This is a genomic window from Nodosilinea sp. LEGE 07088 (assembly GCF_015207395.1).
Taxonomy (GTDB): domain Bacteria; phylum Cyanobacteriota; class Cyanobacteriia; order Phormidesmidales; family Phormidesmidaceae; genus Nodosilinea.
Map to the genome: position 1 here is coordinate 1 of NZ_JADEWX010000046.1, position 15233 is coordinate 15233.

Sequence of the window (15233 nt, forward strand, 5' to 3'; positions counted from 1 at the left end):
CGATCTGGAATCCGCGATTCCCCACCCCGCAGACTCTGCACCGCCGTCTCCTTAAACTCGATGTGCCCCTCGCCCCGCACCCGAAACACCATCTCCGAGTCGATGAACATATCCCCGTTCTGGGTCAGGTAATGGGTCAGATACAGCTCATCCCCCTGGCGCTCCACCACCAGCGGAATAAAGGACTCATTCTCAATCCGCTGGTGAAACTCTTGGGAGTTCATTACCTCCTGCTCAATCCCGGCATTCCTCAAAAACCGCAGAATTCGCTTCTCCAGTTGGCCGATGGGGGGCAGATTGGGCACGGCTGGGGATACAGGAGTTTCGACCCCAGGCCTTTCCACGGCTAGCTCTGGCCTGGGTTGAGCCACCGGCTGAGAAACAACCGGCGGCTTCACCTCCTGGATCTCCACCTTCTCCAGCGTCGGCAACGACACCCCCATCAACTGCCGCGCCACCTCCTTAAACTCAAACGCCGCCAGGGTGTAGTTTCGCTGGTGCATCACCACTCCTAGCACCCGCTCCAACCGCTCTGGGGGAATGACCACCTCCATGCGATCGGCCACCGAGTAAAAATCGGACCCCGCCGCCGCAATCAGGTCTTCATCCAGGTAGTAGCGCCCGCCCGCCTCCTTCGACTTCGGCGCTTGCAGAATGAACCCCTCCCCCGCCTGCTGAGGCTTCAGCAGCAACAGTTCATCCAGGGTCTTTACCGTCCCCTGCCGGTTCGTCAGCTCCGTCAAGAACCGCAACACCTGCTGGGGCTCATTCAAGGCCACCGGCTCCTTCGTCAGCTCCGACTCAATATCGAAGCCCTTAGGCATGATCAGCCCCTGGCAGACCTCGCCCCGGTAGTCGGTGTAGTTCACCAGCTTGCCGTTAGAGTACTTCTCAAACGCCTTGATCAGATTGCCGGTGAAGATCTGCCGGTTGACTCGCCCGGCTTCCTGTTGCATGTCGAACAGCGAGTAAACGCTGTTGCCAAACCAGTCTTCGGTCTGCACCGTGGCATCGATCGCCCCAGACCGACCGGTGTTGAACTTCGACAAGGGCACCGTAATCTGTCGAGCGGAATCAGCCACCAAAATCCGAAGCTTCCAGCGGTTCGGTGCTGCCGGACTCCCCGAGCGCTTCTTGGCATCGGCCCCAGCCACTACGCCATAGAGAATCGTCTTGCTGGCTGGTGTCACCAGCCGGATCGGTGTCCCTGGCACAAAGGTTTCGAGCGTACTGGATACATGCATAAGCTGCTGCTCGATGCGATCGCTCAGCTTCTCAATGGATTTGCTGTCTTGCTTTTGGGCGATCGCCACCTGCCGGTAGCGATTGGTTGCCGCTTCCAACTCAGTAATGGTCGCCGCCACCTGCTGCTTGGCCCGTACAGCCAAATCATCCGGGTCGTGAGCCTCTACCGACGCCACCTCCGCTAACCCTACCGACTCCCGCACGGCATTGATCGCCTGGAGCTGGGTCAGCGGCTTGCTCTCACTCTTTGCCTCCACCAACTCCAGATACACTGGCCCGGTGAACTCGCTGGCCGTTTCGCTGTCATCGGCCATTACCTCCATCCGCGCCAGGGGCCTGGCCTCTAAATCCAGCTGATCCGCCTCTAGAATGTTCTCTCCCATCGCCCGCGCCTGATCCACCAGGTCGCAGTACTCCGACTCGATCAGGCTGTAGACCGCTTCTTGTTCAGCAATGGGCAGCAGTGGAATCCGCCCGGTCATCTTCTTAATCAGGGCAATATCTGAAGCACCGCTATCCCCCTGGGCGGCAGGGAAATCCAGCTTGGCATTCAGCTCCGGGTCATCGGCCAGCAACTCCGTCACCACCTGCTCCCCGTAGGGATTCATAAAATCCACCACGGTGTTCAGCGAGATGTCGGTCTCCCGCGCTGCTGTGGTGTTGGCATTGAGACTCGCCATCTTGCGACAGAGGATTGCTCCCGGTCGCTTTTCGGCTGGAAGGTCACCCATCAATAAGGTGTAGGCAGGCAGCGCTACCTGCCCGGTACGATGTACCCGGCCCAGCATCTGCATGAACACATTGATGTCTCGTTCCGCCTGGGCCACAATCATGTGTCGAGGCCGCTGGTCAGCAAATTTCTCCGAAGCGTGCAGCGAGATGCCGGTCGAGCCCGAGCAGTTGAGCAAAATGACATCGGCATCCCCCGCATTGAACCGGGCTACCGCATCGATCTTACCCTTGGCGGTAGTCTCCTCCCCCAGCCGCACTTTGTAGGCCATGGATCCATCGGCCCCATACTCAATCCCTGACTTGCGCCCCGTAACTTCGGTAACCCGGTATCCCGATCGCTCTAGCTGCTGCTCAATGTAGTCGATTGGGCTGATGGGAATGCTGGTGAAATCACTCTCGCGAATACAGTCCAGGGCTTCTTCATAGGCCAGAACCGCCTCGGCTCCGAGTTGATCATCGCTGAGTCGCAGCCGGGTGGAGTGGCCCCGGTAATCTATCACCACCACATCTCTGGATCGCTCCAGATACCGCTCCAGCAGATCCCCAAAAGAGAGGTTCATGGCCTCCCCCGGCGATAAATTCTGAGACTCTGCGTGGGCCTCGATGAAGCTGCCCATAGTGTTGGCCACCGTAATCACGGGCTTTTCACCCCGATTCAGGGCCGCAATGGCTTCCTCCACCGTCGCATCTGCCTTTTGGGCCAGCAGCCCCTGCTCAATGCAGTTGTGCATCAGCGAGGTGAAGTTGGTGCTCCTGGCTCCCACCTCGCCAATTGCCCCATCTTCTCCTAAGGCTTTAGCCTCCGCCTTGGCCTCATTACCAATCGCCTTCACCGCCTTCTGCTTGGCCCGATCAAAATCCTTAATCGCCCGCATCGCCGCCGAGAAGTCATCGGCTACCTCCCGGTCAACGGGGACGGTCTTGGCCTGAAACGAGATGCCCTCATAGGAGCGCTCCCGCCGTAGCATTTGCCCTGAGGCCACAAACTTGCTGGCGACGATCTGCTGAAGTGGCACACCCCCACGGGTGAGAATGGTCTCCAGCGCCGACCTGCTGCTGACGCCCAGCCGCAGGTCGGTGCGCCGGGCGTAGAGATCCATCACATCGGCCCGTTTGGCGTAGGTCGCCGACGAGTAAAACACTCCCGAAGACAGGTCGATCAACTCGCGGACAAAGTCGGCCCGATTGGGTGGCCCGGCTTCTTTCCATCCCCCCTTGCTGCCCCCCGCCTGATGGGCCTCATCGAGAATCAAGATAGCGTTGGGAGCCATCCGTCTCAGAAACGTCCGTCGCAGCGGTTCTTTCTTTCCCACCGTCTGAAGCTGGCTGTAGGTGGTAAACACGGCACTGTAGCGGCCCAAATTCCTCCGCTGAATCATCGCCTGCATTTCCGCCTGCTGCTTAGCGGCTCCTGCGGTTTTCAGTGCCGCGCCATTGGCCAAAGGAATCTCGGTGCCGCTATCAGTGATGAAGGGCGAAAACCGCCGCATTCCAATGTCGCCCACATCGCGCATCATGTCGGCGTAGAGGGGCTTGTCCTTAGTGATAAACAGCGCAATCTTTCCCTGCTGCTGGGCATAGCGCATGATGCTGGCACAAATGCGGCCTTTGCCGATACCGGTCTGGTCGCCCGTGATGAAGCCTGCACCCTGCTCGATATTGCTGATCGCCAGGGCTGAGGCATCGACCTGTTCAGCGCTGAAGTACTGGTGCAGTTCAGAAACGGAACCATAGCCCAGGCGAGTGGCCAGGTATGTATCAATGTCGCCGTGGTGCTGCTCGAATCGCTCTAGCGCCTGGTGGGCCGCACTGGCCATGTTGCAGGCAATTGAAAAGGCCCGTAAGTTTTGCTTACGAGCCTGGAGGGTTTAGTTTTACAGGGGCTTACATCGCCTCTGCTTTAACTGTGCGACGAGGACGCTTGCGTTCCGACTTTTTCTTGTAGCCAATCGCCTGGGCAGCGTTGCTGTCGGGGCCAAACTGGGCGCGAACGGCTTCTTTCATCGACAGAATGGCGTTGTGAAACTCCCACTCGGCCTGGCGGGCGGTGTCGCTAGCGGCTTTCATCATGGCCTGCAGCTCAGTTTCTTTTTGCTGCGTAGCCAGCATGTTGGCATAGCTGGTTTTGAGGGCCTCGGGAGCAGAGTCGGCTCGCACAGGCGCGTAGCCCTCGACGGTGCCGAGGGCATTGAGGGAATCGATATCGGCTCTAACGGTTTTTACAGATAGACGACGAGCAATATTGACAACAGCCATAGAAGTTAAACCTAATTGGTAGATTTGTAGCTGGACACGAACAGTCCGCCTGCCTGAGAGATTCAGGCGTAGAGCAGATGATGGAACAGTGACGAGTAGTTCTGGAACAGACGAGTCAGGGCGACGTTTGGGGCGGTAGCGTCGATTTGTCTCATCTGTTGCCAAGATTGCCCAGTTGCAACCTGAGACTAACGATTTTGATAAAGTGCTGATAAAGGTCGCCCTCAGACCAGAAAGGGTTTTGGCGTTGCGGGCTCAATGTCAGCGCTGAATGATTGATGTGCAGCAATGACAATGCCAATGTGAATTGAGCCTATGCGAATGTGAGCCCTGCAGATTCGAACATGCTCTATGACATTAAGGCAAACCATAGACACATTAAGAATGTGAGCCGTCGCATTAAGACTGTGAGGCGTGCAATTAAGATTGTGACGGCTGCAGATTCGAAGTTGCTCTATGACACTAAAGCAAACCATAGACACATTAAGCGTGTGAGCCCTCGCATTGGCATTGTTGGGTCGCAATCTAAACCAGTGAGCGATCGCACTCAATCATTGACGCCTCACCGTAGAGGTGAGATGGGTGACAGGGCTATTGTGCGTTGGCCTGCCGGTCTTTGACCATCGCACAGTAACGCCGTCCCACAGCAATACCGTAGTGTAACTGCTGACTGTAAAGGAGTGACGGCTGCCTCTCAAGGCTTCCCCCGGCATTATTAAGGTTCAAGACGGAGATGCACTCTGTAGCAATTTTGACTTGCTTAGGCGATCGCAATAGGCTAAATTTCTGACTTAGAGCTGTGTGCGTGCAGCTTGATTCCCAAAATTTGGTCAAACGCCACTGGAAGGTGTGGGGACACCAACCAGCGGCTGACCCCCAAGGCTGAGCAAGCAGTCTCGGGCGCTGAGTAGCATTTTACTCGTGGCCGCTCCGAACCGCATATTGTCTGGGAGTGGCCAAGTTTTGGGTTTCCTACCCATCCGTTTCTTGGAGGAAACCCTCATGTTGTGTTTGCCATATCTGCTGTCGTCTGCTCGTCGGGGCGAGGCGACGAATCCGCTACTGCTTGCCAATTCGGAGAGTCAGCCGGGGCGCGAGCGGTTGCGCCATCTGGTGATTGGGTCGCCGGAGGGGGTGCAAGGAGCGATTAACCACCTGCATTTGCTGAGGTATGCGGAGCAGCGGGAGTGGAGCCGCCAGTTCACGATACCGGAGTCGGGGATTTTGATTACCCCGGAGCAGGGAGAGGTGTTTAGCTACTTGCTCCGGTATCGGCAGATAAGAGGAAACTGAGGAGTTTATGCATGCCTGTCTTGCTCATAGGGGTCTATGCGAGGCTCCTATGAGCAAGACAGGCACAACCTTTATTCTCTTTTAACCTTCGGGTAGCGACTAAAAGAAGCGTCTGATTAGGCACCTAAGCTATGATGGCAGGCAAGAATCCTCTCCACCTCTCTCTAGCTTGATTTTCTGATGCCCCTTCCCGAATCCTTTGCTGCAAGCGCACTGGCGGCAGGAATAGCCACCAACCTTGCAACAGATATCCTGACTCATCAAGCGCCTTTCCTGGAAAACACAATTTTTGGAAAGGCGCTAAAACGGGCAGGTTTTATAGAGCCTAATTTCCAAGAGAGATTGCAGGATGCTCTAAAGAAATCTTTGGAGCTTTACTTTAAGAAATATCCGAAGAGACAAGCATTGGGAGTCGATGAGTTTTTTCAACATTCTGTAGTCGTCGAACAGATTGGGGGAGCGATTTTGAATAGAGCCCCCTTAGATGAGACAGCACTGCAAGATGCTTGGAGATTGCATCTGAGCCCGCAGCCAGTTTTTTCTCTTCTGAGTCAGCAGCAAAACTTAACCGTTGCAGAAATTATTGGCGATTTTCTGGATTGTTATCAGCGAGTTTTGAGAGAGCAACAAAGTGTACCAGAGTTGGCGATTGCCTACGACCTTCTGGAGCAAAGAGCAGAATTTGTTCAAGAAATTGGAGAAAGCGAAGAGAGACTCAAGGCCTATTTTGCAGACGTTGTGGAGCGGAAACTGTCGCCTCAGGCACAAATAGAGGTCTACGATGCAGGACAGCATGAATTGGCGGTTGACCTCAGCCAGGAGATGAGTGCAGTCGGTTTGGTTGATGCCGAACAAACGGTACAAGTTATCCGAGCGAGATTACAACCCCTTCCTGAGCTTTTTGGAAGGGGTTTATGCAAGGGACGCCTGCTGCAACCTGACCCAGACCATTATTTTGTTTCTCATGGATTAACGCCTGATATTTTGCCTGACTGGCGTCAGGCATTAACAGCAGTGCTGCTAGAAAATACTCAGCAACTCGTTGAACCTTATTTTTCTGGAGATACCTTACTGGGTGGATTTCGGTTATGTGGCATTTGCGAGAAGCTTTTTACGACTCGCTTCAGCATGTTTTTGCTTCCCCCTTCCGACAACCGAAATGTCTATTTAGAACTCGGAATTGCGATTGGGCTAGGGACTCCGTTCTTTTTAATCCAGCATTATGAGGCGCAAGTTCCAGATATCTTGCAAGGCCTCAGCCGTTATGTGAAAGGTGGCTTATTCCGGACGATGCGGAGAGAGTTATCCGGGCAAATCGAGGAATATGATTTTGGCGTTGTTCATTTTGTCAGCAATTTGCCTCAGCCTGGCAGCCAGTCAGTCTATCTGATTGCTGGTGGTGGACTGATTGAAGATGAGGATTTTGAAGGCAGCATTGCAGAGGCCGTCGAGCCGAAATATTCTCGTCTGGAAATGGTTTCTCTCTCCAACTCGCTGAACAGTCCGGAAAGCTCTGGTTGGGCACTGGAGCAGTTAGTTAAGTCGATTCAGGCTTCTCGCTTTGCTATTTACCGAGTTGATGAGGAATGCTCACCCTTTACCTTTCTGGCCTTGGGCATCAGTATTGGCCTAAATCGGCCATTTTTGATGATGCATCGGTCGAACCGAGAGGTGCCGCTCGATTTGCGGGGTATGGGAATGTATCAGTTCCCAAATTTTGTTACTTTGCAGCAAGACGTCGTTTCCCAGCATCAAGCTTTTTTTGACCGATATGCTTAGTAGGGGAGAATATGGCAGAGGCATTCTCATTCAATCGTGAATTTGACTTTGTGCGGTTAGAGGGCTTACGTCGAACCACTGGTCGCCCGGCACATGAATGGGATTTTTATATCCTCAAAGAGCTGATTGATAATGCATTGGATGCTGACGAAGGCCTTTGGCGCGAGGATCTAGAGCAACATCCAATCTTGAAGATGAGAATTGAATATGCGGCTAAGCAGCTCTTCGTTCAGGTGAGTAACCGCTCAGTATTTCCAGCTAACCTGATTCCTGAAATTTTTGCAACCCGCCAATATACTTCCCGTAAAGCGTTTATCAAGGGCCTCACGCGAGGAGCACTGGGTAATGCGCTCAAAACTCTCTTAGGCATTCCTTATGCGTTGCGCAATCGAGTGGCTAGCGACTGGAGTCCAGATCAAAAGCCGCTGTCCATTATTTGTGACGGTAAAGAATATCTACCGACCTATTTGGTGGACACAACCGAGCAAGTTATACAGCTCGAGTGCGCAGAGAAACTACATCGACAAACTGAAGGCACCACAGTTCGAGTTGCTTTAGACTATTTTGAGCAAGAGAAACCTCGCACGCTGGCGGAAATTCAGCGCTTAGCTAAGCAGTATCGTCTTTGCAACCCTCACGTTGAATTTCATTGGAATATAGAAGTCGAGGACGAGGAATGGTCGGTTAGCTATGAAGAGAACACGGACTGGATGACTAAGTTTCGTGGAGTCGCCCCAATACAGTGGTATTCTCTGACGGCTTTTCAGGATTTGCTGGGGGCACTTCATCGTAAGCAGAATGAAGCCTCAGCAGAAAATATACTCTTGGTTGAGTCGATTAGCGCTTGCTTTGGCAACTTTGCTGATACCAGTGTAGGTGCTAGCGGTGCTAAAGAGCTGACAACAAAGCTGCTAGAGGAATTTGGCAAGGAAAGTCTTGCTGTTGAGGATTTTGAGGCAGCAGATTCTAAAAAGCTTCACCAGTTGATGTGTAAACTGAACCCACCATTTGACTCCCTGCAGTTAGGTTTTATTGGCAAAGAACGTATTAGCCACACCCTTGCCGAAATATTCTTTTTGGATGGGGATATTTTCTACGATATCTCTAGAGATGTAGGAGATGAGCCGAGTATTCCATTCGTGATAGAAGTCGCGATTGCGCCTCTTCAGGAAGGGTCACGAGAGATCTGGACAGCGATCAACTTTAGCCCTACATACGACGACCCTTTTCTGCGCCGTAGATTGCTTGCCCCAATGCAAACTGACCGAGCAGTAATCGGATTGCGCGAGTTTCTCGACGTATACGGCATTGATGAAGAAACTCCAGCCATTGTCTTTTTGCATCTAATCTGTCCCAGTATTGAGTCCGGAGAGTTTAGTAAGACAGAAATCAATCATCTCCCATTTAAGCAGGTCATGGGAGAAGTACTAGATCGCTTACTGAAAGCATTTCATCAGGCAAAGGAAGAGCAGGAATTACGGCTAGAACAGACTATTTTTCGCGTGCTAGATGAGATTCTAGATTCACTTAAAGAGAATGAGCGGTTTGTTTTTGATCAGCTGTTAGAAAAGCTGCGTAACAAGTTGGGTCAAGAAGAGACGCTTGCTACATGGTTACAGAATATCGATGCTGAAGACCGACTGCGCAGCTTCCTGACAAAATACCAGAGCCAAAGCAAAATCTTGACTCAACGGGTTGCTCGATCTGCTGTAGGAACACTCATGTTGCCCAGTCATCCTGATCGCTATTTCTCCATTCAGGCTGAACATGTTTCTCAAGAGCTTTTAGAACAGAGCCATGTAAATAAAATCTTGTACTCCCACATTGCAGAGCTAGAGCCTGTAATTATTGAAAATGGTTGGCTATGTCGAATGGACATTGCACTGTTACGGAACACACCTAGGCGTGAGGCACTTCAGGAGGCGCTCATTCAATGTGTGGTCGGCAGCGAGCTACCAATCTTGTTTTTACGAGATGACGATAGCAAAAGTCTTGAAGCGTTGGAACAGACACGCAGTTGGTTGGCAGAAAGACATTTGAATGATAAGCGGATCGTAGATTTGGTCTGGCAAGCAACCTTTGAAAAATCAGAACAGATTCCGACTCGACTTGTTGGAATGATGCCGGATGAACTGTTTACTTGGGTTTTAAGCCAGCTAGGAGAAGCTAGTATTTCATATAAATTCCTACCCGTTGCTATAGATATCCGTCGAGAAATTAGCCAAAGATTTGAGCAACTACTATTGAGCTACTTATGGGAAGGTATATCACAAAGACTAGAGATATCCCATTTCTTAGATGTCTTAGATCAGCAATTGAACTTTACCCAAGTAATGCAGACTCAAGCTCTCGACCAAAGGTTGCAAGATCTGCTTCAGGCAGGGGATAGGGCTCAATCCTATAGTGCTGTATTAGATAGGACTGTCAAGCAATTTTTTGACTACTTTATCAATCAGCATGCTGCAGAGATTCAAGAGCTAACTAAAACTCATCTTCACGATGTTAACGGAGGTTGAAACAGTGAATGAGAGTGGGATTAAGGGGCTGCAGCCTAGATATCAGACTTATGCAAGGCAGAAGTGCTTCATTGCCTACAGTGAACGAGCATACTGGCGTGATGACTTATTGAGTGCCTGTGAAGAAGTATTGGAACAACCAGAATGCGAGCTAGAAACAGATTATGCGCGCAAGCATTTTGCAGCGGACATTCCCTTACGGCAGAAGGCAATAGAACTAATTGCAAACGCTCGTTATGGAATCTATGACATTTCGTATTTGCGGAAAGATCAGAATAGCCCTTGGCAAATGCCGCGTAACGTCATGATTGAACTGGGGATTGCGATCGCCTTAAACCGTCCCATTTTATTACTAAGGCACAAAAGCAATCAGGAACTTCCCTTATCAAAGGGTTTACAGAGCCTTAGTGATCAAATTTTAGAATTTAGTGGTACAAAAACCCTTAAGCAAAGTCTCTCTAAGCATGCTGCGAAATGGGTTAATGCAGTACCTGAAACTGCTTGGTGGAACCGCTACTGCAGCTTTGGTAAGCAGCGATGTAGTTACAGAGAGTTACATCCCAAGGCTGAGCAGTTTGGTAAAAAAGAATTGAATTGTACAGTTGCAGATGGAGTAGACCCTAATCGTTCTGATTTTCGCGATGTTGTTGAAGATGTCTTAGAGCGATTTGGAGATGTGGCATATACTTATTTAGACTCTCTTTCTTTAAATGAAGGTTATAGCTTTTTACTTTGTAGCCATTGCCAGATGACTCGTTCTGCGCCCTTTGCCATCTACCGTATTAATTCTCATACTCCTGCTGAAGCATTCATCTCTATAGGAATGAGCCTTGCTTTGGAAACACAATTTGAATATAAGATCCCCAAAATTATAATCACTGAAGACTTGCAGTTTATTCCTACTCTCCTAGCTGGCTATGAAGTATTCGTTGTTCAAAGCGATAAAGAGCGAAAAAAAAGCTTAAAGTACTTTATGCCAAAAGTTTTAAAGAAGGTTCGCAATGCATCATGGAAGCCGAGAGCACTTCCTTTTATTGACACAACTATCAATGTTTATGGAGAAATAGAACCTACAGAATCTACAGAGGCGGATGAAGAATTAGGGGAGACCCCTATTGAACGGATGATCTACATAGAGGGTTTATCCTCTAAAGCAACAATTGAACAGATTCAAGAAATTTTACAAGAATGGGGAGAAGTTGTGCAGATTCATTTGCCCATTAACCCAGATACAAATCAGAATCTCAATCTAGCTCTTATAGAAATGAAAGAGGTTTCAGAAGCTGAAGCTGCTGCTGAGGCGTTAGATGGTGCAGAATGGATGGGGAAAGAGATGGCAGTTAGAAAGGCAAGAGCTGAGGACTTGATATATGCCAGATCTGAATACGATAAGAAGAATGATTCACAAAAATCGCCTAATTCTTCTGACGAAAACATCTCTTCTGAAACCTCTAAAAATAATATCACATCTCAAAAGGCAGAACCTAGCCAAACGATCTACGTTGGCAACTTGGCTTATAGTGCAACGGAAGAAGATCTCAAGATGGTGTTTGAGGATTACGGTTCAGTAAAGCGAATACACTTGCCTACCGATAAGGAAACCGGACGTCCGCGTGGATTTGCATTTGTAGAAATGACTACAGTGCCGGAAGCTGAAGCTGCTGTTGAAGCTTTAGATGAAGCTGAATGGATAGGGCGCACCCTAAAGGTAAATTTTGCTAGAGAACGCAAAGGTCAACAAGATATTCAGGCGCAGGTAACTCCTGATCCAAAGTGGGCTGATGAATTTGACAAACTAAAACAGATGCTAGCTTCTCAGGCAACTCCATCTCATGGAAACACTAGTCCAAGTTCTCAACGAAAGACTATTTATGTCGGTAATTTATCCTTCGATGCAACAGAGGGAGATGTAAAAGAAGTGTTTTCTGCATATGGAAAGGTTTGGAAAGTATCACTTCCTAAAGATAGAGAAACAGGACGCAGTAGAGGATTTGCCTTTGTAGAAATGGAACGTTCATCAGATGCTGATGCTGCTATTGAAGCTTTAGACAGTGCCGAGTGGATGGGTCGAGAAATTAGAGTGAATGCTGCTAGGCCTCGTTCAAAATAATAAAGTCTTTTCTAGTTTTGGTGATGAAGCAATTAGCAAATATTCAAGCAGAGTATACAAATTATAGTTATCAAAAGTGCTTTGTAGCTTATTCACTCGGCGCTGAGTGGAGTGAGGACCTCAAAAGTGCCTGTGCGACCACCTTGCCCAAATTCAGTCTGGAACCCTGGTACGCTGCTGAGCATTTTGATCCTACTCAGCCTCTCCGCGACAAGGTGGTTGAACTGATTGCTAACTCTCGCTACGGCATCTACGACATCTCTAGCTGGCAAGACAATCAAGGATACTGGCATCTTCCACGCAACGTCTTCATCGAACTCGGCATTGCCATTGCCTTTAATCGTCCAACGCTCTTGTTGTGTCACAGTAGCAACCAACACCTGCCGTTGCCGGCTTGTCTACAAGGCGTTGAGATAGTCGAGTTTTCAGGTGATATAACTCTTAAGAAGGAGTTAGGGAAAAGACTTCCTCACTGGCTAGATGTCCCTCCAGAACGTGATTGGCTAAACCGCTTCTGCATTTTTGGAAATCGCGTTTGCTCCTTCCGTGAACAACATCCCTGTTCTCAGCAGTGGGGACAGCAAACGATTCACTGCCACATTTCTGATGGATTGGACACCAAGCATTCTAGCTTTTGCCAATCTGAGTGTGATGAAGTGCGAGGTGCCTTTGAGGAAATCTTCAGCCGATTTAGCGATTTAGAGTTTTACTATTTTGATGAGTTAACCGTTGCAGATGGCTATCAGCTTTTAACCTGTAGTCACTGTCAAACTGTACGCTCTACTCCATTTGCCATCTATCGCATCACGCCAACAACTTCAGCAGAGACTTTTGTATCAATTGGCATCAGTATTGCTATTGAAAAACTATTTGATCACATAATCCCCAAAATATTGTTAGTAAAACAGGAACAGGAAATCCCCTCCTTGTTACGAGGATATGAGATTCTTGAAGCTAGCGGAACTGGACAAATAAGACAAAAGCTCAAATCTTGTTTGCCAAATATTATAAAAACTGTTCGAGCAACAACATGGCGACCAAGACCACTGCCATTTATAGAAACACCCATTTCATCTGAAACCGAACTTCCTCCGTTTGAACAAAAATCTCTAGATATACCTAATCAGTATGCTGAGATTCCAATTGAGGAGTTAAGACTATCAGTACGTGCTTATAATTGCCTTAAGCGCGCTAACATCCATAGTGTAGCAAATTTGGCAACTTTTACCCCGGAAGACTTGCTCAGCATTAAAGGTTTTGGCCATAAATCCAATCAGGAAGTAGCTGAATCGTTACGCCATTTTGCGATTAACTGGGGAGACTTTGATGCTGAATTCGATTCAAAATTGCAAGATCCTGGCAGCTTATTAGGGTCAGACTATCATGAGAGTCTATCTGAAGAAAGTCTTTCAGATATAAATCTAAATAATGAAATCCCTATAGAAGAACTTCGATTGTCAGTTCGCACTTACACAGTGTTGAAGAATGCAAAAATAGATAATGTATCTGACTTGCTAGACTTCAGTCAAGAAGATTTGTTGGAACTCAAGAATTTTGGTGGCAAGAGCGCAGATGAGCTTTTTGAAGTATTGCAGACACGTCTAGGTATTACCTTGCCGAGTGAGTTTTCAGTTGGTCCTAGCGAAAAGCTTTCTAAAGTAGAAGCAGACTTTTTGCTAAAAGATTCAAAGATTCTTTCTATCCGAGAAAGAGATGTTTTGAAGCTGCGTTATGGTTTAGCTGACGGGCGCGAGAAGACTTTGAGCGAAATTGGTCAAATCTTTAATATTAGCAGCGAGCGAGCACGGGTAATAGAGAAAAAGGCCTTAGGAAAGCTTAAAAACGCTCTGACAAAAGCCTCTTCATAAGAGACGATTGCCAAAGTTAATAGTCTTTTTACTGACAAGTTAGTCCCCCAGCCCGACGCCACCTGACGAATCACCTCCGGTTCCCGGTGACGGTAGTCGGCAGGACGCACCGAGAAGGCACGACCATCCACCTGCTGCACTAGAGTCGGCGGCTTTTGGTTCGCCAGCCGCGACACTGATACCGCTAACCACATCAGAGACAACGCGAAGATCACTACCCCCACCGACAACCCCGCAAAGGCCAGGGACAGAATGTCGCTGGAATGGATACGAGGCCGTTTCACCTTACGGCTAACTTCAAGCAGTTCCATCACTTACCTCGGAATGGGAATAGCAGAGGTGCCGACCGCAATCAGTCGGGTCACCCCACCGGAGACACCGCGAAAGACCGCCATCCCAGCCCCTCCGGCAATGGCCAGAGCCAGAACGGGAGCCAGGATGCTGATCAGTAACAGAAAGCCAAAGTCGCTGGAGGTCTGGGCGTCGGCGGCTACGACTACTGTTGCAGCCAGCCCCACGATGACGTTGTAGGAAAACTTAGCCATCCCCAGGCTGAAAAAGCCCACTAGCCAGGACCACAGGGGCCGGCCCTGAAGCGGCACAACGGAACCCGCGACGGCAATGGGGCCAATCAACCCGGTCAGCAGCATGGCCATTTCCAGCAGGTTAGCAAAGGCCCATTGCCAGCCCTTGAGAAACTGCTCTGCCAGCGCCTGACTGCCGGTTTGCAGCACGGTTCCCACCAGGATGTCCGCCAGAGGATTACCGCCTACAGGAGCCTCGCCAGACTGGTAGACCTGCTCGACCTGCTGGCTGATCTGCTGGACTCGTCCCCAGAGCCGTTGTAGTCCGGCACTCCAAAAGCCTCGGGAACGGTATTCTGCTTCCAGCCGTTGTTGGGCGCGTTCCCCGGCTCGAACGAAACAGTCCACCTGGTCCTGACCCGTTTGGGCATCACAGGCGGCGTACTCTTGCTGAATGACGGCCTTAGCCTGCTGGGACAGGATGACATCGTTGAGGGCTTCGAGCATCGATACTTCACCCACCTGAACCTGAAGCACGGTTTGAGTTTGAGCGTTGATCAGGTTGCGGATGCCGAGGGTAGCGGAACCCAGGAGAGCTCCATTGTTAAAGAGCAGCACCGCAATGGTCAGCACCCAGAGCACGTTGGGCAGGGCGGGGAAGATACCTCGTTCAATGGCTTCTTTGACCCAGCCCACGGCAAAGAAGAGGAAAGCTCCGACCAGAATGATGGAGGCAAACTGGTTGATACCCAAATACAGCCCACTTGAGGAAGCGAAGATGTCTTCCCAGCGGGCATCCCAGGCCTGCTGCACGGCCTCTAGCTGTTGCACACTGTCGTCGATGATGCCGACCCCGCCTGTGACTTGGGCGGGGACAAAAACCCATGATGGTAGGAGAGCGTTGAGCATG

Annotated in this window: 8 protein-coding genes and 3 pseudogenes; 8 read left to right on the top strand and 3 right to left on the bottom strand. The window is 50.0% G+C overall.

Going from position 1 to position 15233, the window contains the following annotated elements; all coding sequences use genetic code 11:
• Positions 1–3794: strawberry notch C-terminal domain-containing protein (locus IQ254_RS12605; protein ID WP_193966512.1), on the bottom strand; the 3794-nt coding region annotated here is incomplete at its 3' end.
• Between the two features lie 67 nt (positions 3795–3861).
• On the bottom strand, positions 3862–4233 hold the full coding sequence (locus IQ254_RS12610) for a hypothetical protein (RefSeq protein ID WP_193966513.1): 372 nt from the start codon (positions 4231–4233) through the stop codon (positions 3862–3864).
• Between the two features lie 1002 nt (positions 4234–5235).
• Between IQ254_RS12610 and IQ254_RS12615 the strand changes: the two genes are divergently transcribed.
• The 8 genes and pseudogenes from IQ254_RS12615 to IQ254_RS33600 all read left to right on the top strand — a co-directional run bounded on the left by IQ254_RS12615 (position 5236) and on the right by IQ254_RS33600 (position 13799).
• The gene (locus IQ254_RS12615; protein ID WP_193966514.1) at positions 5236–5526 is read left to right on the top strand and encodes a hypothetical protein; all 291 of its coding nucleotides are present in this window, start codon (positions 5236–5238) and stop codon (positions 5524–5526) included.
• A gap of 180 nt (positions 5527–5706) precedes the next feature.
• Positions 5707–7305, top strand: coding sequence for a hypothetical protein (locus IQ254_RS12620; protein ID WP_193966515.1), 1599 nt, complete (start codon positions 5707–5709; stop codon positions 7303–7305).
• 11 nt (positions 7306–7316) lie between these two features.
• On the top strand, positions 7317–9821 hold the full coding sequence (locus tag IQ254_RS12625) for an ATP-binding protein (RefSeq protein WP_193966516.1): 2505 nt from the start codon (positions 7317–7319) through the stop codon (positions 9819–9821).
• A gap of 1123 nt (positions 9822–10944) precedes the next feature.
• Positions 10945–11514: pseudogene (locus tag IQ254_RS33580) on the top strand (hypothetical protein); the annotation flags it as partial.
• A 111-nt stretch (positions 11515–11625) separates the two neighbouring features.
• Positions 11626–11931 carry an RNA-binding protein gene (locus tag IQ254_RS33585; RefSeq protein WP_193966540.1) on the top strand — a complete coding sequence of 102 codons (306 nt, stop codon included), beginning with the start codon at positions 11626–11628 and terminating at the stop codon, positions 11929–11931.
• Between the two features lie 1106 nt (positions 11932–13037).
• Positions 13038–13226: pseudogene (locus IQ254_RS33590) on the top strand (DNA-directed RNA polymerase subunit alpha C-terminal domain-containing protein); the annotation flags it as partial.
• A 117-nt stretch (positions 13227–13343) separates the two neighbouring features.
• A pseudogene (locus tag IQ254_RS33595) lies at positions 13344–13562 on the top strand (DNA-directed RNA polymerase subunit alpha C-terminal domain-containing protein); the annotation flags it as partial.
• Positions 13563–13604: 42 nt separating this feature from the next.
• Positions 13605–13799 carry a sigma factor-like helix-turn-helix DNA-binding protein gene (locus IQ254_RS33600; protein ID WP_278000320.1) on the top strand — a complete coding sequence of 65 codons (195 nt, stop codon included), beginning with the start codon at positions 13605–13607 and terminating at the stop codon, positions 13797–13799.
• 314 nt (positions 13800–14113) lie between these two features.
• On the opposite strand, the gene IQ254_RS12650 is transcribed toward IQ254_RS33600, so the two are convergent.
• Entirely contained in the window at positions 14114–15232 is a 1119-nt protein-coding gene (locus IQ254_RS12650; RefSeq protein ID WP_193966518.1) for a hypothetical protein, read from the bottom strand.
• Position 15233: the final 1 nt, after the last annotated feature.

What these genes read in the sequence shown, in the direction of transcription:
- IQ254_RS12650 (WP_193966518.1), bottom strand. Translation starts at nt 15,232, where the DNA reads ATGCTCAACGCTCTCCTACCATCATGGGTTTTTGTCCCCGCCCAAGTC.
- IQ254_RS33585 (WP_193966540.1), top strand. Translation starts at nt 11,626, where the DNA reads ATGCTAGCTTCTCAGGCAACTCCATCTCATGGAAACACTAGTCCAAGT.
- IQ254_RS12610 (WP_193966513.1), bottom strand. Translation starts at nt 4,233, where the DNA reads ATGGCTGTTGTCAATATTGCTCGTCGTCTATCTGTAAAAACCGTTAGA.
- IQ254_RS12615 (WP_193966514.1), top strand. Translation starts at nt 5,236, where the DNA reads ATGTTGTGTTTGCCATATCTGCTGTCGTCTGCTCGTCGGGGCGAGGCG.
- IQ254_RS12620 (WP_193966515.1), top strand. Translation starts at nt 5,707, where the DNA reads ATGCCCCTTCCCGAATCCTTTGCTGCAAGCGCACTGGCGGCAGGAATA.
- IQ254_RS12625 (WP_193966516.1), top strand. Translation starts at nt 7,317, where the DNA reads ATGGCAGAGGCATTCTCATTCAATCGTGAATTTGACTTTGTGCGGTTA.